Source organism: Alkalimarinus coralli (assembly GCF_023650515.1).
Classification (GTDB): Bacteria; Pseudomonadota; Gammaproteobacteria; order Pseudomonadales; family Oleiphilaceae; genus Alkalimarinus; species Alkalimarinus coralli.
In genome coordinates, this window is record NZ_CP096016.1 from 4,723,607 (window position 1) to 4,745,198 (window position 21,592).

At 46.7% G+C, this 21,592-nt stretch carries 20 protein-coding genes; 10 read left to right on the top strand and 10 right to left on the bottom strand.

Translation table 11 applies throughout. The features are described 5' to 3' along the window. The first annotated feature begins 239 nt into the window (after positions 1-239). The 3 genes from MY523_RS21325 to MY523_RS21335 are packed head-to-tail and all read left to right on the top strand — an operon-like array spanning position 240 to position 5,587. Positions 240-2,381, top strand: coding sequence for a type VI secretion system Vgr family protein (locus MY523_RS21325; RefSeq protein WP_250656680.1), 2,142 nt, complete (start codon positions 240-242; stop codon positions 2,379-2,381). 15 nt (positions 2,382-2,396) lie between these two features. Then, the gene (locus MY523_RS21330) at positions 2,397-2,999 is read left to right on the top strand and encodes a DUF4123 domain-containing protein (protein WP_250656681.1); all 603 of its coding nucleotides are present in this window, start codon (positions 2,397-2,399) and stop codon (positions 2,997-2,999) included. A gap of 47 nt (positions 3,000-3,046) precedes the next feature. Beyond that, the gene (locus MY523_RS21335; protein ID WP_250656682.1) at positions 3,047-5,587 is read left to right on the top strand and encodes a hypothetical protein; all 2,541 of its coding nucleotides are present in this window, start codon (positions 3,047-3,049) and stop codon (positions 5,585-5,587) included. Here the strand turns inward: MY523_RS21335 and MY523_RS21340 are convergent. The 4 genes from MY523_RS21340 to MY523_RS21355 all read right to left on the bottom strand — a co-directional run bounded on the left by MY523_RS21340 (position 5,547) and on the right by MY523_RS21355 (position 9,853). Beyond that, positions 5,547-6,452, bottom strand: coding sequence for a formylglycine-generating enzyme family protein (locus MY523_RS21340; RefSeq protein ID WP_250656683.1), 906 nt, complete (start codon positions 6,450-6,452; stop codon positions 5,547-5,549). The genes MY523_RS21335 and MY523_RS21340 overlap by 41 nt on opposite strands. Positions 6,453-6,728: 276 nt before the next feature. Next, positions 6,729-7,586, bottom strand: a complete 858-nt coding sequence (locus MY523_RS21345) for a formylglycine-generating enzyme family protein (protein WP_250656684.1) — start codon at positions 7,584-7,586, stop codon at positions 6,729-6,731. A 275-nt stretch (positions 7,587-7,861) separates the two neighbouring features. Continuing rightward, positions 7,862-8,719: a formylglycine-generating enzyme family protein gene (locus MY523_RS21350; RefSeq protein ID WP_250656685.1), complete on the bottom strand. Its 858-nt coding sequence runs from the start codon at positions 8,717-8,719 to the stop codon at positions 7,862-7,864. A 276-nt stretch (positions 8,720-8,995) separates the two neighbouring features. Beyond that, on the bottom strand, positions 8,996-9,853 hold the full coding sequence (locus tag MY523_RS21355; RefSeq protein ID WP_250656686.1) for a formylglycine-generating enzyme family protein: 858 nt from the start codon (positions 9,851-9,853) through the stop codon (positions 8,996-8,998). Between the two features lie 84 nt (positions 9,854-9,937). Here MY523_RS21355 and MY523_RS21360 point away from each other — a divergent pair, with 84 nt between their 5' ends. Further along, positions 9,938-10,093, top strand: coding sequence for a hypothetical protein (locus tag MY523_RS21360; protein WP_250656687.1), 156 nt, complete (start codon positions 9,938-9,940; stop codon positions 10,091-10,093). On the opposite strand, the gene phoR is transcribed toward MY523_RS21360, so the two are convergent. From phoR to MY523_RS21380, 4 genes are all read right to left on the bottom strand, one after another. After that, complete coding sequence (gene phoR, locus MY523_RS21365; protein ID WP_250656688.1) at positions 10,084-11,421, bottom strand: phosphate regulon sensor histidine kinase PhoR; 1,338 nt, start codon at positions 11,419-11,421, stop codon at positions 10,084-10,086. The two genes, MY523_RS21360 and phoR, sit on opposite strands and share 10 nt — an antisense overlap. Before the next feature lie 28 nt (positions 11,422-11,449). Beyond that, positions 11,450-12,142, bottom strand: coding sequence for a phosphate regulon transcriptional regulator PhoB (gene phoB / locus MY523_RS21370; protein WP_250656689.1), 693 nt, complete (start codon positions 12,140-12,142; stop codon positions 11,450-11,452). A 105-nt stretch (positions 12,143-12,247) separates the two neighbouring features. After that, the gene (ubiA, locus tag MY523_RS21375; RefSeq protein ID WP_250656690.1) at positions 12,248-13,129 is read right to left on the bottom strand and encodes a 4-hydroxybenzoate octaprenyltransferase; all 882 of its coding nucleotides are present in this window, start codon (positions 13,127-13,129) and stop codon (positions 12,248-12,250) included. Between the two features lie 319 nt (positions 13,130-13,448). Then, positions 13,449-13,994, bottom strand: a complete 546-nt coding sequence (locus MY523_RS21380) for a chorismate--pyruvate lyase family protein (RefSeq protein ID WP_250656691.1) — start codon at positions 13,992-13,994, stop codon at positions 13,449-13,451. A 261-nt stretch (positions 13,995-14,255) separates the two neighbouring features. Here MY523_RS21380 and MY523_RS21385 point away from each other — a divergent pair, with 261 nt between their 5' ends. The 4 genes from MY523_RS21385 (at position 14,256) to MY523_RS21400 (ending at position 16,401) form a co-directional block, all read left to right on the top strand. Beyond that, complete coding sequence (locus tag MY523_RS21385) at positions 14,256-14,420, top strand: rubredoxin (protein WP_250656692.1); 165 nt, start codon at positions 14,256-14,258, stop codon at positions 14,418-14,420. 28 nt (positions 14,421-14,448) lie between these two features. After that, positions 14,449-15,654, top strand: coding sequence for an NAD(P)/FAD-dependent oxidoreductase (locus MY523_RS21390; protein WP_250656693.1), 1,206 nt, complete (start codon positions 14,449-14,451; stop codon positions 15,652-15,654). 108 nt (positions 15,655-15,762) lie between these two features. Then, entirely contained in the window at positions 15,763-16,095 is a 333-nt protein-coding gene (locus tag MY523_RS21395; RefSeq protein WP_250656694.1) for a TraR/DksA family transcriptional regulator, read from the top strand. 141 nt (positions 16,096-16,236) lie between these two features. After that, positions 16,237-16,401 carry a hypothetical protein gene (locus MY523_RS21400; RefSeq protein ID WP_250656695.1) on the top strand — a complete coding sequence of 55 codons (165 nt, stop codon included), beginning with the start codon at positions 16,237-16,239 and terminating at the stop codon, positions 16,399-16,401. 91 nt (positions 16,402-16,492) lie between these two features. On the opposite strand, the gene MY523_RS21405 is transcribed toward MY523_RS21400, so the two are convergent. Continuing rightward, on the bottom strand, positions 16,493-16,930 hold the full coding sequence (locus MY523_RS21405; protein WP_250656696.1) for a hypothetical protein: 438 nt from the start codon (positions 16,928-16,930) through the stop codon (positions 16,493-16,495). A gap of 161 nt (positions 16,931-17,091) precedes the next feature. On the opposite strand from MY523_RS21405, the gene MY523_RS21410 reads away from it, so the two are divergent. Next, a complete protein-coding gene (locus tag MY523_RS21410; RefSeq protein WP_250656697.1) occupies positions 17,092-17,949 on the top strand; it encodes an acyl-CoA thioesterase in 858 nt (285 codons plus the stop codon). Between the two features lie 59 nt (positions 17,950-18,008). Continuing rightward, a complete protein-coding gene (locus MY523_RS21415; RefSeq protein ID WP_250656698.1) occupies positions 18,009-19,019 on the top strand; it encodes an MBL fold metallo-hydrolase in 1,011 nt (336 codons plus the stop codon). Here the strand turns inward: MY523_RS21415 and MY523_RS21420 are convergent. Next, the gene (locus tag MY523_RS21420) at positions 19,016-21,556 is read right to left on the bottom strand and encodes an EAL domain-containing protein (RefSeq protein ID WP_250656699.1); all 2,541 of its coding nucleotides are present in this window, start codon (positions 21,554-21,556) and stop codon (positions 19,016-19,018) included. The genes MY523_RS21415 and MY523_RS21420 overlap by 4 nt on opposite strands. Positions 21,557-21,592 lie beyond the last annotated feature (36 nt).

Sequence of the window (21,592 nt, forward strand, 5' to 3'; positions counted from 1 at the left end):
CTGTAAAGTTAGCGAACAGCAATAGGATATATTGCCTGCGGTTTGTCCCGTGAGACTGGTGGGTTACACCGAGAGTTGTTTGCTTTATAATCGCTCTTGCTTGTTCAGGACGAACAGGATGAAAAAGGGTATTTCGGGGTTAGCCGGTTATTACGAAACCCTGGAATATGTAGAGTAAGGCGGGATTAAACTGCCACTTAAACAATCAGGCTCTGACGCCTCACTCATGGAAGAGAATTATGTCGGCCACACCGTTTTCACTGCCAAACCAGCAGCGCTGGAACGCTCGTCTAATGTTATCTGTTGCAGGTCTGAATGACTTGCTCCGGGTGGTTCATTTTAACGGGCACGAAGCGATATCAGCACTTTACGAGTACTCAATTGAAGTTGCTTGTGAAAATCCCTCTTTATCACTCAATGATTTAATTGGCCGTCAGGCATCCTTTCAAATAAAAGATTCACAAGGCAATACCAGGACTATTTTGGGTGCTGTTTATTCGGTCACGCAAGGGGCCATGCAGCGTCGCTTTTCGTTTTATACCCTGACGATTGCTCCTCAGTTTAAATGGTTGCAACACCGGCACGGTTTCAGGATATTTCAGGATCAGGATGTCCCATCGATTTTAAAGCAAGTATTTGATGATGCCGGGCTTGATAGCCAGAGTGTCAGGTTTCAACTGAGCAGCCATTATCCGTTGCGCGAATATTGTGTTCAATATGATGAAAATGAATGGCACTTTGTCGCCCGGTTAATGGATGAGGAAGGGATTCATTTTCATTTTGAACATACTGAGCGTCAACCGGTGATGGTCATCGCGGATAACCCGGCAGCATTCCGCCCGTTAACACCACGCCGGGATATTAAGTTTCAGGGAAATAGCGGTCAGTCAGGCGATGAAGCAACACTTCACGCTTTTTGCTGGAGCCAGCAGGTCGGCCATGACCGAGTGACGTTTAATGACTATGACTACGAAAAACCGAACCGTTCTCTCATGTCATCCGCTCAGAATAGTCGAGACGCCTCACTCGAGCAGTATCGTTACCCCGGTGGTTACAAACAGTCGGAAGAAGGCGATAGGTTAAGCCGTATTGCGTTAGCACGAGAATCTATCGCAAGCTGCAAGATAGACGCTGCGGGCACGGTGAGTTTTTTGAGTAGTGGCGCGGTCTTTTCGCTTAGCCAACACCCGAGGAGCGACTTCAATGATGACTTCCTGATTGCTGAATTACGACAGAGTGGAGACCAGCCTCAGGTTCTGGAAGAGCAATCGGGCAGTGGCAGTTATCGTTTTACCACAGAGGTTTCGTGCGTCCCATCCAGTATGGAATACCGTTCACAAAAAAACTATCAAAGGCCTTTGATTAAAGGCTCTCAAACCGCCGTCGTGCATGGCGCGCCAGGTGAAACGATCTATACCGATGACCTTGGGCGCATCAAGGTTAACTTTCATTGGGAGCGAGAGAATAAAAGCTCGTGCTGGGTACGAGTTTCCCAGTCGTGGGCAAGCAATCAGTGGGGAGCGATTAACCTGCCACGGGTCGGGCAGGAGGTGATAGTGGATTTTGTGGATGGCAACCCTGATCACCCGATCGTCACTGGCTGCGTTTACCATAGCCTGCACAAGCCTCCTTATAAACTACCTGACCATAAAACGCGTACCTCATTTAAAACCCAAAGTGTCCCCGCCGGTGGTTTTAACGAGCTTCGAATCGAAGACAAAAAAGGCCAGGAGCAGATATTTGTCCATGCTCAAAAGGATCTTGATCTGAAAGTGCTGGAGAACCACAAAACCCATGTCGGCGCAGACAACCATCTGATCGTTGGAAAAAACCGATTTGAGCAGATAAAAGGCGAGATAAACCAATCTGCCGATGGCGATATTAAATGCCAGACCGGTGGCGGTTATCACTTGACGGTGAAAGGCGATCAGCAGACCAAAGCCGCGGGCGATATAAAACAGCAGTCTGGTGGTGATGTTCATATTAAGGCAGGTAGTAAAGTCACTATCGATGCGGGGGTTGAGCTGACAATCAAAGCGGGTGGTGCCTTCGTTAAGCTCAGCCCGGCAGGAGTTCAAATACAGGGTGCAACCATTAATCTGAATGGTGGCGGCAGTGCAGGGGCTGCCAGTGCGGCATCACCGAAAATACCTGAGGCGGCCATTGAGGTGACTGCTGAAGGGGCAGGTAAAAACAGCCAGCTAAGCCCAGAAAAAGGGCCTCTCGAAAGAGGTGAACTTGAGTTTACGGACGCGCATCAGGCCACGCTTAATAAGCGGGAGCACTTGAAAACATTGGTAGCTAACGAGCAACTGCTATCAGATGAGTGTCTGCGAGATGAAAACGGACAGTGTGCAAAAAAAACGTGCACCTGTGTTTAGGGTTTGGAGTTGAAAATGTCGCAACTTATACAAAATCAGAATTTGTCAGAGCTGTGTCTATCTCAAACGGATGCACTTAATTACCTGTTGATCGATGGGGTTAAAATGGAGCCTGTGCTGAAATGGGTTTACCAACATATTGAAAACCCTGAGTGGTATCCGTTGTATAAAAATACCCGATACCAAGATGTGATTGACCTTAGCCCATGCCTGGTTAAGGTACCTCCCGACTCAGATATAGCTAACCAGTTTGATAGTAAGCTAGGCTCTGAAGGAGAGGCCATTTGGCTGCAATCGTCCAATAATATTGAGACTTTAGGCCCACATTTAAGCCGGTTACTGTGGATTACAACTGAGGATGGGCGTTATCTGCATTATCGGTTTTATGACCCCGCTTCTCTTTCTCGACTTGCTCCCGCTCTGACGCCTGAAGAAAGCGCCAAGCTCTATAATGGCGTAGAAAGTATTATCTGGTTTAATGCTCAGCAGCGCATCTGGCAGAAGCTGGCGATGCCTCATTCAGACATACCGTTGACTCACTCAGGCGCAACATTGACGCCATCAGTTGGCATCATGTTTAAATCTAAGTGGATGGACGCGACGCTGGCGAGCCCCTAAATATCCCCTTAAACCCAACAATATTGACCACTCAGCAAGGATGCTAAATGACCTCTCTCTGTAAAGAAAACCCAAATAAAATGCCTGGCATTGCACCACCTGCGTGCGAAATTGAATGGACTGATTTAGTTCATGTCACAGGCGACAACGCTCAGGTGTATTGCCTTACCAAAGACCAAATTAAAGTGTTAGAGCAAGAAGAGGAACTTGTATCAGCCCCCATTAAAAATCTATTGGATGCCTACTCACAACCTAATGAAACGATTTTAGACGTAAAGAAAAAGACTTGGGAGTCCCTTAAAGCAGAAAAGCTTATCCCGCCTTTAGTGTCCTCTACAGGCTTAACGCCATTAAAGCGCTATGAAGCACAAGCTGAACTAGCTAAACATCGCTATGAACGACAGCTTAACCGATACAAAAGAGTGGGGAGTGATATTCATATTATCGAAAAAGAACTGCAACACAGTCTCTTGGCGCCAGAAACCCGGGGGTTCTATACGCGTTACCTGGCGACCCTGCAGCAAACGTATTTTGATTTAGGGGAAAATCTGGATAACTTAAAAGAAACCGTCAAACAAAAGCGAAAGGTGCTAGAGAGGGAACAAGGCAGAATTAGCAAGCTTCAAGAAGCGGTAGAGAGTGAGGTCGCCTATCGAGTCGCATACCAAAAAACACCGCCTGAACGAGATGAAGAAATAAAGCGACTAAGAGAACAGGCTAAAACCCTGAATGATGAAACGGGCATGGTTAACTATGTCTCACCTGCTGAATTAAACCGCCTCTCCGATATTGAAATTAACACGCTTCAGATAGAAAACCATATCGATAGTAATGCCTCTGAAATGCTTGGTTTGAGGGTGCTCAAGTTTCTTCATGGAGCCGCTAAACAGAATCGACTTTATCAGCGAGATATTGATGAGTTAGCTCGTTATGAAAGCAGCCAAAAGAAGCTGCATGCCAGTAAGAAAAACTTACAACAAAAAAAGAATGCTTTTTATGAAACGATGGCGGCACGGGTACCCGTAGAAGGTGCCGTGCAAATGCCGAATATACGTTATGCGCATCAACTCGTTGAAATCAAACGTACCGGCACCTCAGGTTTTAGTTATATCCGCAGAGATGTCCTTGATCAGTTTAAAAAGGGCTGGCAAAAAATCTCTATGAGTGAGGTAAAGCGGTCTCTCACGTTAAACCGGGCCGGAATAGAAGGTGCAGCCAAGCAGGCAGCGAAAGGCCTAAAAGAAAATTTCAGTGCCAACCTGGTGTTTAATTCGTGGCAAAGCAAAGAAGATAACTTCTTCAACCAGCTCAACAAAGAGTTATTTAAAGTCAACTTAGATGGGGAGTCAGTACCAGAAGAGCGACAATTTACCGCCAGTGCAGAAGCGCAATTGATGAGGTTCTCAGCGGGAGCCCAGTTTGCTGGAGAATATGATCCCAAAAAGGGAAGAGTTCACCTTGGGGGCGAAACCAGTGCGGATTTCAGCCTGCTAAAAGCCAGTGCATCCTGCACCTTACACCTTCCAAGTGAAGCGGGTCATGAGCTTAAGCTAAGCTATCAAGGCGACCATGGTGAGCTAAAACAGCTTCATTGTGGGGTTTTCAGAACCACGTTTGAATTAAAGGTACAAGGCTCTGTGGGGGCGTGCGCTATGCTCTCGACTAAGTTGCGCGTAGAAACAAAGCCTAGGGATCTGAGCGTTGGCGGCGAGATGAACGGCAACGTATTTGCCGGGGGCATGCTAAAGAATGAAGCAGAGCTAAAAGTTGAATGGGCGAAACCTGTGAGCCAAAGCAGGCAGCAATCTGGCAGAGTCGCTCAGCCAACGCTAGCCAGTTTCAATGAGTTGGTCAAAGTTTCACCCAGTGTTTCTGTAGCGTTTGGTGTTGGGTTAGGGTTGGATTTTAATGTTGGATATTCAGAAGGTAAGTTTGTTGCTGAGCTGAGCGCTCAGCTGGTGTGCGGCCCTGGCGGGGCGGGAGGTGTGGCAGCAGAGTTAAGTGTAGAGCAAGTCGTCGAGCTGATTCAGTTTGTACGGCATGCGCTGGAGGAATCGGACTTTCGGTTTTTGGAGTGGGTGTCTGAGACTGCGTTTGACATGATATCGAAGATTACCCGTTTGCATATTGCTGTGGGGGAGTCGATATACGCACTCGCAGGTATGGCTGAGCGACAGATTGTAAAGAACTTTAGTCGATTATCTTTCGATCAAAATTATGCGAAAGATGAATGCAGGAACATATTGTTATCTCCTCGTAACTTAAAGCCGTTGACTCCATTCGCTAAAGCAGAGAGCTTGGATAGGATATGCAGAACATATGTGTTTAAACCATACAGCTACCAGCTCGATGATGATGAGCTACAAGCTGCAGCTTGTATGAAGTTATTGGAGAGCATGAGGTCAGAACGTGAATTTATAGAGGTATTACGCTTAATGGGTGGAAAAGGTCGCAAAGGAAACTCAACGACATTATTGAATAACTTTAGAAGAATATTTGATCATTTGCTTTACCAATCCAGTCAAAGCAGTAGAGCACGGAATTGGCTTAATAATAGGGCTGCTTCTTTTTATCCTGAGCTTGAATAGCTGCGTTTTTTGTGTGCAGTAGGCATCTAAACCCTGCATCCAACCACATCAATCTTTTTGGGTGGTCTAAACGAGAAACGGTTGTATTACCCCAAAAGTCATAAAAACGCCCGCCGCGAGCAACTTTATGGTGGTCTATAGGACCGCTTTTAAGACCGCTTGTTTTGGCTTTTTCGGGGCCTTGTGGGTTAAGTTCTGGTGAGTTTTCGTAATAGTCTGGCTGGTAATTGTCTAGCACCCACTCAGATGCGTTGCCAGACATATCATACAAGCCTAAGGGGTTGGGAGGAAAGCTTCCTGGAGGGAGGGGGAGAGCAGTAGGGTCTGTAAAACCTCCTTTTGATGCGGCTGCCATATTGACGCCTTCAATAGCCTCTCCAGTGTCGGTAGCATAACGAAGCACCTGTCCACGAGAGCGCGCAGCATACTCCCACTGCGCTTCTGTTGGTAGGTCTATTGGTCTATTGCTAATTTTTCCGAGCCATTGGCAAAATGCTTGTGCATCTATCCAAGAACCAACGGCAGGTAGCTTGCTCATAAATCTATTTGGATATTGCTCTTTTGTTCTGTCATAAGATTCATCAGAAGACGCATACCCTGTCACTTCCATAAATAGATCCATGTCCCCCTGAGTCACTTCATACTTCTGAATAGAAAAACTATCCAGCATGACTTTATGGGCTGGGAGACTATCTCGACGAACACTCCACCCTCCAGGGTTGCCCATCATAAATGACCCGCCTTCTACAAACACAAAGGCGTCCATATGGCGCTGTAACAGATCATTCACTTTGTCTTCGGTTGAGGTACAGGCGCTAAGGAGGGCTGTAGATAGCAGTGCGATGGTTTTGAGGGAGGGTTTCATCTATATATTCCTTGATAACATGCCGTTAATTGAAGTCCGTTTTCAATCTATGGGTAATAATAACAGATAAGGGTGCGTTGTGGGCAGTGTGTGAGTTTATAGAAGTGTTACGCTTAATGGGGAGGGAAGACCAAAAAGGTGGCTCAAGTACTTTACTTGCTAATTTTAGAAGAATATTTGATCATTTGCTTTACCAGTCCAGTCAAAGTAGTAGAGCACGACATTGGCTTAATAATAGGGCTGGTTCTTTTTATTCTGACCTTGAGTGATACTCAATTAGTTTTGCTTGACGCATCTAAATCCTGTTTCTAGACCTATTAAAGATTGTGGAATATTCATACGAGTAACAGTTGTGTTGCCCCAAAAGTCCGAAAAACTGCCGCCTCTGGCGACTTTTTGTTGATCCATGGTGGAGTCAGAATCATGAATTTGTCCACTCTTTGGGCCTTTGGGATTATGCTCTAGAGAATATGCGTAGTAATCCGGTTGGTAGTTGTCTTGTACCCACTCTATTGCATTACCAGACATATCATATAAGCCTAGCGGGTTGGCAGGGAAACTGCCGGGGGGAAGAGGCAGAGCGGTTGGGTCTGTATAAACTTTTGTTGATCGCGAAGCCATATTGACTGAAGCGATAGCTTCACCTGTATCAGTGGCAAAGCGATACATTTTTCCTCTTGAGCGAGCCGCATATTCCCATTGAGCTTCTGTAGGAAGCCCAATAGTCTTTTTTGTGCTGTTACCTACCCAATTACAGAAAGCCATGGCATCACTCCAAGCAGCAACGGCTGGGAGTTTGGCGACAAAACGACTGGGGTATCTTTCCCTATCTTTGTCATAGTTTTTGTAAGCAGAAACATACCCCGTGACTTCCATAAACAAATCCATATCTCCCTGAGTCACCTCATACTTCTGAATAGAAAAACTGTCCAGCGTGACCTTGTGGGCTGGGTAAGAGTCAGCCCCTAAAGCCCAACCTAACCCAGGGTTTCCCATCATAAACGACCCGCCTTCTACAAACACAAAGGCATTCATATGGCGCTGTAACAGGTCATTCACTTTATCTTCGGTTGAGGTGTAGGCGGTCAGGAGTGCTGTTGATAATAATGCGATGGTTTTGAGGGAGGGTTTCATCTATATATTCCTTGATAACATGCCGTTAATTGAAGTCCGTTTTCAATCTATGGCTAATAATAACAGATAAGGGGGCATTGTGGGCAGTGTGTGAGTTTATAGAAGTGCTACGCTTAATGGGTAGTGAAGGCCAAAAAGGTAGCTCAAGTACTTTACTTGCTAATTTTAGAAGAATATTTGACCATTTACTTTATCAGTCTAAGCAAAGTAGTCGAGCTAGAAATTGGCTTAAAAATAGAGCCGGATCTTTCTACCTTAGCCTTGAATGAAGGTAGTTAGTTCTGCATGACACACCTAAACCCAGTATCCAGGCCCATTAATGTTTTTGGTACCTCTAAGCGGGTGACCGTTGTGTTGCCCCAGTAATCATAAAAACGCCCTCCCCTAGCAACTGTTAGATGGTATGTTGTGCCTCCATCAAGTCCGCTTGTTTTGGCTGTTTTCGGGCCTTTAGGGTTGTGTTCAGGTGAGTGCTGATAGTAGTCGGGTTGATAATTATCTAGTACTAATTCAACTACGTTACCAGACATATCATAAAGCCCAAGAGGGTTTGGGGAAAATTTACTTGGGGGGTGAGGAAGAGCTTTTGGGTTTGAAAACCCGCCTTTTGATCTTGCGGCCATATTAACATTTTCCACTGCTTCACCTGTATCGGTAGCGAAACGATACATTTGCCCCCTAGAGCGAGCTGCATACTCCCACTGAGCTTCGGTGGGCAAGTCGATCAGCTGGTTGCTTAGCTTGCCCAACCATTGGCAGAAGGCTCTTGCATCACCCCATGTTACCGCAGCAGGTAATTTATCAACAAAGCGGTTTGGGTTATTGGTTCTTAACCGATCGTAATTAACGTAGGTCGATGTGTACCCCGTCACCTCCATAAACAAATCCATATCCCCTTGAGTGACTTCATATTTCTGAATAGAAAAACTATCCAAAGTCACCTTGTGAGCAGGTAGTGTATCTTTACGAACACTCCACCCTCCCGGGTTCCCCATCATAAATGACCCGCCTTCTACAAACACAAAGGCATTCATATGGCGCTGTAACAGGTCATTCACTTTATCTTCGGTTGAGGTGCAGGCGGTCAGGAGTGCTGTTGATAATAATGCGATGGTTTTGAGGGAGGGTTTCATCTATATATTCCTTGATAACATGCCGTTAATTGAAGTCCGTTTTCAATCTATGGCTAATAATAACAGATAAGGGGGCGTTGTGGGCAGTGTGTGAGTTTATAGAAGTGTTACGCTTAATGGGGCGGGAAGGTCAAAAAGGCAACTCAACGACATTATTGAATAACTATAGAAGAATTTTTGATCATTTACTTTATCAGTCCAGGCAAAGTAGTAGAGCTCGAAATTGGCTTAACAGTAGAGCTGGTTCTTTTGTCCCTGATCTTGAATGACAGTCAACTAGTTTTGCATGACGCACCTAAACCCTGTATCTAACCCCATTAGCTCCTGAGGTTTATCTAAACGGGAAACGGTTGTATTACCCCAAAAGTCATAAAAACGCCCGCCGCGAGCAACTTTATGGTGGTCTATAGGACCGCTTTTAAGACCGCTTGTTTTTGCTTTTTCGGGGCCTTGTGGGTTAAGTTCTGGTGAGTTTTCGTAATAGTCTGGCTGGTAATTATCTAGGACCCATTCAGCGGCGTTACCAGACATGTCATATAACCCCAAAGGATTAGGAGGAAAGCTTCCTGGCGCTTTTGGAAGGGCGTTGTGGTCGAAAACGCCCTTTTTAGCTTCTTGAGCCATATTGACGCCTGCAACTGCTTTCCCTGTATCGGTGGCAAAACGATACATTTTACCTCGCGAACGTGCAGCATACTCCCATTGTGCTTCTGTTGGTAAATCAATAGTTTTATTGCTGAGTTTACCTATCCATTGGCAAAATGCTCTAGCGTCAGCCCATGCGGTTGGTGCAGGTAATTCAGCGGAAAATCTATTTTGATATTTACTTTTGTCTTTTGCATAGAAGTCATCAATATAAGTATACCCCGTCACCTCCATAAACAGATCCATATCCCCCTGCGTCACCTCATACTTCTGAATAGAAAAGCTATCCAACGTAACCTTGTGGGCTGGGAGGCTATCACGACGGACACTCCACCCTCCAGGGTTCCCCATCATAAATGACCCGCCTTCTACAAACACAAAGGCATCCATATGACGCTGTAACAGGTCATTCACTTTGTCTTCGGTTGAGGTACAGGCGGTCAGGAGGGCTGTTGATAATAATGCGATGGCTTTGAGGGAGGGTTTCATCCATGTATTCCTTGAATAATTGAAATCCGTTTTCAATTTTTGAGAGCTGTGATTATAGCAGTAAATGCCGCTCGGGTGACAGCTATGGGCTATTTGATGGGTAAGCGGGTGGTTGAGCTCAGTGCTCCGTTGATGAGTGAATCAGGCTTAGCGGCAGCGTTAAGTGTCGAGCAGTTTGTTAATCCTGCTCTCATTACACCCAAGCCCACCGCAAAATATACTGGCTTCGCCTATGCGTGAGGGCTCCCGGTATTTTCAATATGCCGTGTTTTAGGGAAGTGACATATAAACTCGCTGCCTAGGCCCTGGCTGCTTTTTACTTCCAGTTCGCCATCGTGGTTGCGTAAAACGTGTTTAACAATGGCTAACCCCAAACCCGATCCGCCGGTGTCTTTATGACGGCTAGGGTCTGCACGATAAAAACGCTCCGTCAGGCGAGGGATATGAATAGGGTCAATTCCAACGCCGCTATCTTTGACCGAAAGGTGAACCCCTTCATCGTCAGACCACCAGTGAATATCAACATCACCTTCGGAGGGGGTGTACTTTACGGCATTAAAAATAATATTCGAGAAGGCACTTCTGAGTTGACTTTCATCGCCAATAAATGAGCCGTCGGCGCTGTTTTTCAACTTGATATTATGTCCCTGATCGCCACTGAGGGCTAATGCGTCACTGCGAATACTCTCTAAAAGGTGATGGATGGAGGTCTCTTGCTGGGCCTGGCTTTGGTCAACCGTTTCAAACTTGGCCAGCAGTAACAGGTCGCTGATCAACTGCTCCATTCTTCCCGCCTGTTGGGACATGGTATTGAGTGCTCTTTTCCATATCGGCGGCAGGGAGTCACTGTTGCCAGATAGTGTTTCGAGATAGCCACTAATAACCGTTAAGGGTGTGCGCAGCTCATGAGACACGTTACTAACAAAGTCTTTCCGCATCTGCTCAAGGTTATGAATACGGGTAATATCCTGAGCAATAATCAAGCGATCATCTTCACCAAATAGCGTTATCCTGAACCGTAATACAATATGTGGCTTGGCTGGCGAGGATAGCTCGATGGGCTCATCATACTCTTTTTGTTCAAAATAAGTCTTAAACGCGGGTGTCCGAATAAGGTTATAGATGGGTTGGCCATGATCGGAGCGCTGGATGAATCCAAGATAGTTGGTCGCAGATTTGTTCCACCACTCCATAGCGCCACGGGCATCCGTCATGATCACTGCATCATTCAGCGCGTTGGCAGACTCCTGCACTCTGTTAATCATCGTTCTTAGGCGATTTTGAGCGACCGTGTGACCTTTTTGAAGACTGTGGATGCCATCGAACAGGTCTCCCCATAAGCCATGGCTTTCAGGAGGTGTGCTTTTACTGCCCTGTTCAGCGTTTTCACTGGAAGGAGAGTACAACCATTGATGCAACTTGATTGCTTGCACCAATGTCCAGGCTAGATAAGCACCGAGGCCGAACACCAGTACCCAGCTAACAGACCCGACCAGTAACCCGATGATGATTAGCGCAACCAGGGCGAAAAAAATACGGTGAATATAGCTTTGCCAGTTCTTTTTCATCGTTATTGGTAACCGTGCTCAAGGGCTCTTAGGCCGCTTTTGTTGAAAACCGGTATCCCGCGCCCCTTACCGTTTGGATGAGGTGCTCATGCCTGCTGCCCAGTGCTTTTCTAAGGCGCCGGATGTGTACGTCAACCGTTCTTTCTTCAACGTAGACATTACCACCCCAAACGTGGTCGAGCAATTGAGTTCGAGTATAAACTCTGTCTTGGTGGGTCATAAAAAACTGTAGCAACCGGTACTCGGTTGGCCCCATGGTTAGCGGCTGGTTGTCAGAGGTCACTCTGTGCCCGACCGGATCGAGAATTAAGCCATCAATATCAATGGGAGACTCTTTTCCCTGAGGGGTTGCCCGTCTTAATACTGCTTTTAAGCGTGCTACCAGCTCGCGAGGAGAGAACGGCTTTGTAATATAGTCATCAGCACCAATTTCCAAGCCCTGAATTTTGTTGTCTTCTTCAGTCTTGGCGGTCAGCATGATGATTGGGATTTCAGAGGTTCCTTCATCTTTTTTTAAGCGGCGAGCCAGCTCTATACCGCTGGTGCCTGGTAACATCCAGTCCAGTAGAATTAAGTCTGGTGAATGATCAATGACTAATGAGTGGGCTTGGCGTGCGTCACTTGCTTCCAGGCAATGATAGTCTGCCATTTCGAGTGCGACGGCAATCATTTCTCTGATTGGCGCTTCGTCGTCTACAATGAGTACGGTTTTTCCTGTCATACCCTCTGACCTATTTGAGTGAATCGATGGCTCACCATTACAACGGTAACATGTTACAAATATATGACAGAGTGACTTTTTTCGTCCAGCTACGGGCAAATAGGCTTATACAAGCTCTGCAACAATACCAACAAATATCGCCAGTCCGACCCAATGGTTGTTGAGAAATGCTTTGAAACAGCCTTCTCGCTCCCGGTTACGGATCAGGTGTTGCTGATAGACAAATAGCGTCGCAGCGACCACAACCGATAGATAATACAGCGACCCTAACTCTGCTTGGTTGCCCACAATACAAAGAACCAGAATGACCAGTGTTTGCAAAATGGCAACGACCATTCGGTCAGCATTACCAAACAGAATAGCGGTAGATTTAACGCCAATTTTAATATCATCATCACGGTCAACCATGGCGTACATGGTGTCATAGGCGACAGTCCAGAGCACTGTTATCACATAAAGTAACCATGCCTGCTTGTGCAGCTCTCCCGTTTCGGCAGCGTAGGCCATAGGTACAGCCCAGGCAAAAGCGGCCCCCAGTACGACCTGAGGCAGGTAGGTGTGGCGTTTCATAAAGGGGTAGGTCGCAGCGAGTGCCAGCCCTCCAAATGACAAATAAATCGTGAGTGTATTGGTCAGCAAAACCAATATAAACGAGGTGATGCAGAGTACGGCAAATAGAATCAAGGTTTCTTTGACGGTCACTTTGCCTGAGGGTAAAGGCCGGTCTTTGGTTCGCTTAACATGACCATCAATATTGCGGTCTGCAAAATCATTGATGACGCAGCCAGCAGACCGCATCAGTATGACCCCTGCAATAAAAATAAACAGTATTTTGAGTGATGGAACGCCAGATGCTGCAAACCATAGTGCCCAGAGTGTTGGCCATAGCAACAAATACACCCCTATTGGGCGATCAAGGCGCGTTAGTTGAATGTAGTAAGGAAGCTGAGTTCTAAAGTTGTATCTTCGACCAGAAGCGCTGCGCATGATATTTTGGGCGTTATGATTGTAGTTGAGAATAACGCCGGTGAGCCATTAGCTACTCTCAAGGCGTATTAAAGTTGCCATTATCTTACAGATTCTTAGAGAGCTTTGCACGACTACTGCGCTTACAAATTCATCGTTAAAAAATGACTCAAAATGGTGCACTCTCCTGGGTCGACCGGGACTTATTACACATAAACTGCGCTTTTTCGTCATTTTTTGCCTTGTCTTTGCTTCGCTCATAACATCGTGCAAAGCTCTCTCTTATAAAGAATACTACCGCTATAGCATGGCCCTGCAACCGGTTGGTTGCGCTGAACTATTAACGCTTTGCTTGACTTCTGAGCACTGCAGGCAAAAACAGCTCGCTGACCAGTAGTGGTTTTTCGTGAAGATAAAAAATTGAACGCCTGCCCCAGAGAGGGTCGTGCAGTGAGTAACCCACTTGCATCGAAAGGTGTTCGGGAGATGCCTGAGTGATCTGCAATGGCCCTCGTCTCATTGCTCTAGACTTGAATAGAAATGTGCCTAGCGAACGGTTTCCCAAGGCTTTTAGCTGACGCTCTTCTCCATGCAGCGTGCTGCTGGGGATGACACTGCGCGCGACGACCCAGGTTTCGCCGAAGCATAAGAGTTCAACCTCGCGAATCAAGGCCCGCGTGGTCATGGGGCAGCCCAGCATGAGCGCTTCATCTCTGTTAGGTTGTAACCAGGCTTGGCGCACGACTCTGACAGAAAAATTGCCATTACTGGCTTCGATTAAGCGTTGGGTCAATGAACCCCGATCAAGTATCCAGTCACGCCATTCGTTCGGCAAATAGAAAGAGGGAACTCGACGGAATGTATGCCAACGGCCATTTAGTGACATCAATTAGATCCTGTTGCGGTAGCTTCAGGGCGTTAACCTGAGCGCTGTGAAGGCGGGCATTATAGCGCAGAGCGTCGCCAGTCTGCTATGGCCATTTAGATGTTGAAGTGCTTTGCTGGGCATTAGGTTGCCAGAATAAAGGTAACGCTTGTCAATAAAGTGGAAGTTCAGCCTGACCTTTGATTTAATTTACAGCGGTGGTAGTTAGCTAGCAGCTTGATTGTTGGGGCTGCGAAATACATTAACGGCTGGGGATATAGAATGAAGAAGTGGCAATGCGTTGTATGTGGTCTGATTTATGATGAGGCAGAAGGTTGGCCGGAGGATGGCATTGAGCCTGGTACTGCCTGGGATGATGTACCGGAAGACTGGTTGTGCCCTGACTGTGGTGTCGGAAAAGAAGACTTTGAGATGATCGAAATCTAGTAAACCACTAAAAAATAGAGACTTAAATATGACGACTAGCGACTCAGGCCCAACGTTTGCGGGCTCCAGGCTTTCAGATTCCAGTGATGATCAGGCGCCTATTGTGATTATAGGGACAGGTTTGTCCGGGTACTCATTAGCTCGAGAGATTCGCAAGTTGGATAAAGAGACTCCACTGTTGCTTATTACTGCAGATGATGGGCACTCGTACTCCAAACCGATGCTATCAACCGGTTTTACAAAAGCCAAAACAGCAGACCAGCTGTCGATGGCTGATCCAGGGAAAATGGCTGAGCAGTTGTCGTTAGGTGTTCGAACGTTTACCACGGTGACAGGGATCGATGCGGATCAGCATGTTGTTAGAATTGGAGATGAAGAGCTTAAGTACAGCAAGCTGGTTATTGCCTGGGGGGCAGATATTGTCCAGCTGAATATACCAGGTTCAGGCACCGATAAAATATTTTCTATCAATGATCTGGCGGACTATCGGCGCTTTAGGGAATCTTTGAATGGTAAACAGCGAATTTTGATCATGGGGGCCGGGCTGATTGGCTGCGAATTTGCGAATGATCTTAAAATTGGCGGTTATGACGTTGACGTCGTTGCGCCTTCGGAAACGGCGCTTACCGGACTACTGCCGCATGAAGCCGGGAGTGCTGTCGCAGACGGGTTGAGCGAAGCGGGGGTGCGCTTTCACTTTGGCAAAACGGTTAATCAGGTTGATGCTCAAGACAACGGTGTTGTAGCGACATTGGATGATTGCACGGTTATTCAAGCAGATATTGTTATCTCTGCGGTAGGGCTAAACCCTCGAACGGCGTTGGCCAAAAATGCGGGCTTGCAGGTTAACAAGGGGATTGTGGTTGACCGACTTTTGGAAACCTCTGAAAAAGATGTGTTTGCCCTGGGAGATTGCGCTGAAGTTGATGGCCGTGTGATGCTTTATGTGCTGCCGCTGATGGCATGTGCTCGCGCGCTGGCAAAAACACTGACAGGCTTACCAACTGAAGTCAGCTACGGCGTGATGCCTGTAGCGACAAAAACGCCTGCTTGCCCCGCTGTTGTGTTGCCGCCCCAGCCAGGCTCGCCTGGTGAGTGGGACGTTGAGCGTGAAGGTCATAATGTAAAGGCCCTTTTTACGTCCCCTGATGGCGTACTGCTGGGTTTCGCGTTGACTGGGGACTGTGTTGCTGAGAAACAGGCTTTATCAAAGCGGGTACCCGGTATCCACTGACAGGTATGAAGTTGAAACAACTGAGCTGCATCAACGCAGTGCCTAAATAGAGTGCTATATTTAGAAACATGGAATGTGTGAAATTAAATCTTAAAAAGGTGTAGCCCTATGAAGGAATATTCAGAAATTCGCGCCCAGCTATTAGGCAGGCGGTCTGAGCTGGAGAGCAGGCTTGGTAGTATCAAAAAAGATATTTCACAGCCACTCGATCATGACTTTGCAGAACAAGCGGTTGAACTGGAAAATGGTGAGGTACTGCAAGCGTTAGGCGTTGAAGCTGAAGCTGAGATCAACAAGATTAACAGTGCTTTGGTTCGTATGGATGAAGGGCGTTACGGCGACTGTGTTGATTGTGGTGCCAGTATCCCAGCTGAAAGGCTTGCGGTAAGGCCATTCTCGTCTCGCTGTGTTGATTGCGCAACCAAGGAGGAGATGCATTAACGCCTGCTTCTTAATAAAGCAGTTAACCAAGACTAAAATAAATGTAATGTTATGTATCTTCTTGTAATGTTTTGCAATAATAGGTGTGTCTGCAAAAGAGCGCAGAAATAGTTTTCTGCGCTGAATCATTCGAGAGAGATCATGGCACGGTTTACACTGGCAACAAAAACAAAGAAGCCATCACCAGAGAAAGGTGCGCTTGCAAAAGGCAAAGAAACAGACAAGAAATCTAACTTTGCTGGCTGGGAAATGAGTGCTCGAGACGCACTGCGTGTTAATACTCTAACATCAGAGACGAAGCCATAAGTTGCATTTATTCCGCTCAAATTAGCTATCGCAATCGCTGCTTTAAAACGCTGGACTCTTATCAGCTTAACGGGTTCGTGGGTTTCCCTTATTAAAACGTATACTCTGCTTCTACGTTGATCCTGTAATTATCTTTGTTCAGAAGGTTATCGTCGTAATTTTTTCCGCTTTCTCGCCACCTCTGCTCCTCTGCCATTCTTACGGACTCTCGCTCGTCAGTTATGTTGGGCTCTTTATCTGATGAGAGTGAAGGTGCTTTAAATACCCAACCTGTTTGTGAGGCCGCCTCTACAGCCCGTTTGTCGTCTTTCGATAACCCTGGGGTAGTATTAATGGTATTGCTGGAGTCTCTTTCGCCGGGTAACAGTTGCTTTGGGCTTTTTTCGCTTGCAAGGGAGGAAGGCTCTTCATTGGAGGTCGGTGCGTCTTGCTCTGGGTCGTATCTAAGGTCTATGGCAAAAGCCGGTGAGACAACGAAAATAGAGAGTAAAGATGCTACTAATAATGCCTGTAAGTGCCTGTTTTTCATAAGCCATGCTCCAATGAAACCTTGTAAGATTCTATCAGGTTATTTAAAACAGTGTATGCGGGGTTACCGAAATGCCCCATAATTGTGGCACATTTGGCAATTGAATTGTCAGAGGAGCTACGGTTTACTATGGCGGTGATTCTTAAACAAGAGAGCAATAAATGACTGAAGTGCTTGCAAAATTAGTGGAATTATTGGCGTTAGAGTCAATAGATGAGCTTAATTTCCGTGGCAATAGTGAAAATCTTGGGTTTCGCCACGTATTTGGGGGGCAAGTGTTAGGTCAGGCGTTGATGGCCAGCTCCAAAACGGTAGAAGGGAAGAATGCCCACTCAATGCATGCATATTTTTTGCGCCCAGGTGACCACTCTTTACCCATCGAATACGAAGTTCAACTGGTGCGGGATGGAGCAACCTTCTCTACCAGAAGAGTTATTGCGAGACAGCAGAATAAGGAAATCTTTACGCTTATTGCGTCTTTTCAGTCGCCAGAAGAAGGGTTTGAACACCAGTTTGATATGCCTGAAACCTCTGGCCCTGAGGGTATCTATTCAGAGCTTGAAACAAGGCGGAAGTTTAAAGCGCTGATTCCTGAAAAAGTCAGGGAGCAGTACACGCAAGACAGGCCGATAGAGATCAGGCCGGTAAACCCAATCAATTACCTGGCTCCCGATATTCGTCAACCCTACAAGCAAAACTGGTTTCGGGCGATTGCATCACTGCCGGATGACCCGGCAATCCATCAATGCATACTGGCCTATGCCTCAGACTTTGGTTTGTTGGGAACATCAATGCTCCCACATGGCGTTTCGTTTATGGATAAGGGAATGCAGGTTGCGAGCCTGGATCACGCAATATGGTTTCACCGTGACTTCAGGGTGGATGACTGGTTGTTATATGATATGGATAGTCCCAGCGCATCCCGCGGCAGGGGGCTGAATCGCGGGAATATTTATAATCAGGAGGGGGTACTAGTTGCCTCAGTCTGTCAGGAAGCGCTGATACGCAAGCGAAAGTAACGTTAATAGGGTAGAGGTCTTGGGGTAGCGGTCTTGGGATAGAGGGAGCAGACAGATAGATGGAACAACTGGTGAGAGACTTAAAGGAAATACCTGGCAACCCCTATGCGGATCATTGGCATCATCAGGCTGGCCGTTTCAGATCTCCGCCTGGCTCTCCCTGGGTTGATCGACGACACTCGCTGAAAATGTTACCTGTATTGGCACAGTTAGCGATCTCTGGAAATAAACCTTTTGACTACCCGGATGAGCACTGCCTGCCAAGAGAGAAGGCGCTGCAGATGTTGGCGGCTTTGGCCCATAAGCCATCCATTAGCTGGTTGGGGCAGGCCTGCTTTTACATTCGGTTTAATGGCCTTAATGTGCTGACTGATCCCTTCTTGTCTAATCGGGCGTCGCCAACTCAGTTTAGCGGCCCTCGTCGGCTGGTACCGGCCCCGCTACAAATTGATGACCTGGCTCCCGATGTTATTATTATCTCCCATAATCATTATGATCACCTTGATGTACATGCGCTGAAAGCAGCATCAGATAAAACAAACTGTACGGTTATTACCACGCTGAACACTGGGGAGTTACTGCGCAAATTAGGCTTTAGGCGGATTATTGAGATGGATTGGTACCATGAGTTGAAACAACAGGATGCAACATTCCAGTGCTTACCTGCGTACCACTTCTCAGGGCGAAACCTTGTCGATGAAAACCGCGCTTTATGGGGCAGTTTTTCAATGCAATACAACGGGGTAAAAATATTCTTTGCGGGTGATACGGGGTATGGTTCTGAATTCGCAAGAATTGGGCAGTTAACAGGCCCCTATGATATTGCATTGGTGCCAATTGGAGCCTATGCCCCAAGGGAGGTTTTTGGTGCTGTCCATGCAGACCCCGAAGAGGCCGTGAAAATTGGTGAAGATATCGGGGCCAAGTCTCTGATTGGTATGCACTGGGGAACCATTCGTTTAACATCAGAACCGATGATGGAACCCGCGGAACGGTTTCTGGCCGCGCCCTCCAGCGTTCCAAAATCTATAATGGGAGTGGGTGAAACGAGAGAACTGTTATCAAATTAAGCCAGTGCGGCGTAGTCGTCCATTTCAGCGAGCCAGAGCTTGAGTTTGTTGAGCGGAAGAGGAGGGGATATATAGTAACCCTGTATAAGGTCGCAGTTTAGTTGTTTTAATATATCTACTATGTGTTGGCTCTCTACACCTTCTGCTACCACCGTGAAGCCTAACCTGTGGCACATTTCAATGGTTGTTTTGATGATGACTTGATCATCGGCGTTGCTGGTTAAATCAAATACCAGCGATTTATCAATTTTTATCTCATCTGCGGGTAGCTTTTTGATATAAGCCAGCGATGAATAACCGGTTCCGAAGTCATCTATTGAGAGTTTAATACCCGGTTGGCTCAAGTCTTCCAGAACCTGCAAGGCCTTTAGCGGATCTTCCATCATAGATGTTTCAGTCAGCTCAATAGTGATTTTATTTTTCTGTTCAGGGTTACTTCCCAGAGCGTCAGAGATGAAAGAAACAAAGTCCTCTTCTCTCAGGTTTTTAGCTGAGATGTTTATTGAGATATCAATATCATAGCGTTCTTCCAGTAGCTCTTTCTGAACTCTTAGCGCCTCTTTAACAACCCACCGTGTTAACGGTTTTATGATGCCTGTTTGTTCTGCTATCGGAATGAACTCATCAGGGCGCACAAAACCAAAGCGGTGGTGGTGCCAGCGGATCAGTGCTTCCAGGCCAACAACTGCGTTAGACTTTAGGTCTATCTTTGGTTGGAAATAGAGTGAAAGCTGGTTGTTGGCAATGGCTTGCTTTAGCTCAGACATCAACGTTAAACGTCGAGCGTTATATCGATCCTGCTCTGGCTGATAGTAGTCGAGTTTTCGGTCACTCTTTTCAGCGGTCTCCAGCGCCACGTTGGCGTGGCGAATCAAGGTGGATGCATCACGGCCATTTTCAGGAAACGTTGAAACGCCGATTGCAGGGTCTAGTTCCAGCAACATCCCTTTAAATTCGATTGGGTGATACAACTCTGATATTACGGCCCCAGCTGCTTCTCTCACCTGTTCGGAGTGTTCTATATCAATCAACACACCAAAGGTCGCACCCTCAAAGGAGAACGCATAGTATGTCTGGGGGTCGTTATCTTCAGCGATCTGAATGCCAGGGAGTTTCTGTACCGTCTGATTGATGAGGGTTGCAGCTTCTTCAATTAACAGGTCTGCATTGTTGTGACCGAGCGTTTTATTTATTTCGTGGAAGCGTGTCAGGTTTATTAAACAGACGGCAAACCGGCCATCTTTTCTGCGCCGAACGCTGTCATTAATGAGCATCTCAAAGCACGCTCGATTGGGCAACTTTGTTATTGGGTGGTGCAGCGCCTGGTTCATTAATTTGATTTCGGTCTGTAAGCGCTCTTTGTGCTCTTTTATCGTCGACTCCTGGGCGGCGATCTTCCCCTCTCTTTCTCTATACAGCCTCTCGGCAAGGGCAATTGTTAACAGGATTGCTTCAAGAGCAGAACCTATCTGCATACCGTATTCGCTGATAAAGTTACTCGGGATTGCCCCGGCTTTATTGAGCGCCGTCATGGCTGTTCCTGCTGTTAGCAATCCCCAGGCAAGCGTGTAGTACCGTGCCAGGCGTGCACCCTTCACCCACACCAGTGGACCTATCGTGAATAGCATTAAATAACTTGGAATGGCGAGCAGCACCGATAGCCGAACAGAGTAGGCATAATCGAAAATGAATGAGGCAATGATGCAGCCAAGGGCAAGAATCGCAATGGCTTTTGTACAATTATCTAGCGTTTTACTGTATTGCTTGAGTGACAGAAAAGAGCTGGCGAACAGCGCTGAAAAGAGGGTTGTGAATGGAATGATAATGAGCAGGCTCTGGTTGTGAATAGCAGGAAAATCAGGGAATAACACCTGAAATGGCTTACCTCGCATGGTGGCAAAAAAGAACACATAGCCAAATGTGGCCATTGAGTAATAAAGGTACGTTTTTTCCCGTAGCGCCAGGTATACGAAAAAGTTAAACAGCGCCAGAACCGTTAAAATGCCATAAAAGACTGCATGTATTTGGTCTTCCTGACCTATCTTGATTAGAAATGTCTGCTTATCCCACAGGCTAATAGGGACTTGCATGGTGCCTTCTGTTTGAACCCGTACAAAGTATTCGACGTTGGTATGTGCTGGTATAGCAGCAGGAAACAGGAAATAGGGGTGGTCAATCAGGCGCTGCGAGAAAGGGTAGTGATCGCCAGTCTTATGGACACTTAGCACCTTACCTTTTTCAACCCGGTATAGGTCAATGAAGTCCAGCTGGGGGTAACTGATCTCCAGCAATTTGTCGGCATCAATGTTGTAGGGGTTTTTTATTGTGAACCTAAACCAGAATGGAGACTTGGTATATCCGAAATTAGCAATCTCGCCTGAAATTTCATGCCAGTCTTTGTGGCTTTTGCTTTTAAGGATATCACTTGCCTTTAGCGATCCTGTGGTGTCTTCCAGATAGCTTATATTGAGAAGCTGCTGAGATACGCCCGACCGGATATCATTGCTGGCGGCAAATGTCTGATGGCTTAACAGCATCAGGGCCCATATTAATAGGTTTCTTAACTGCATATA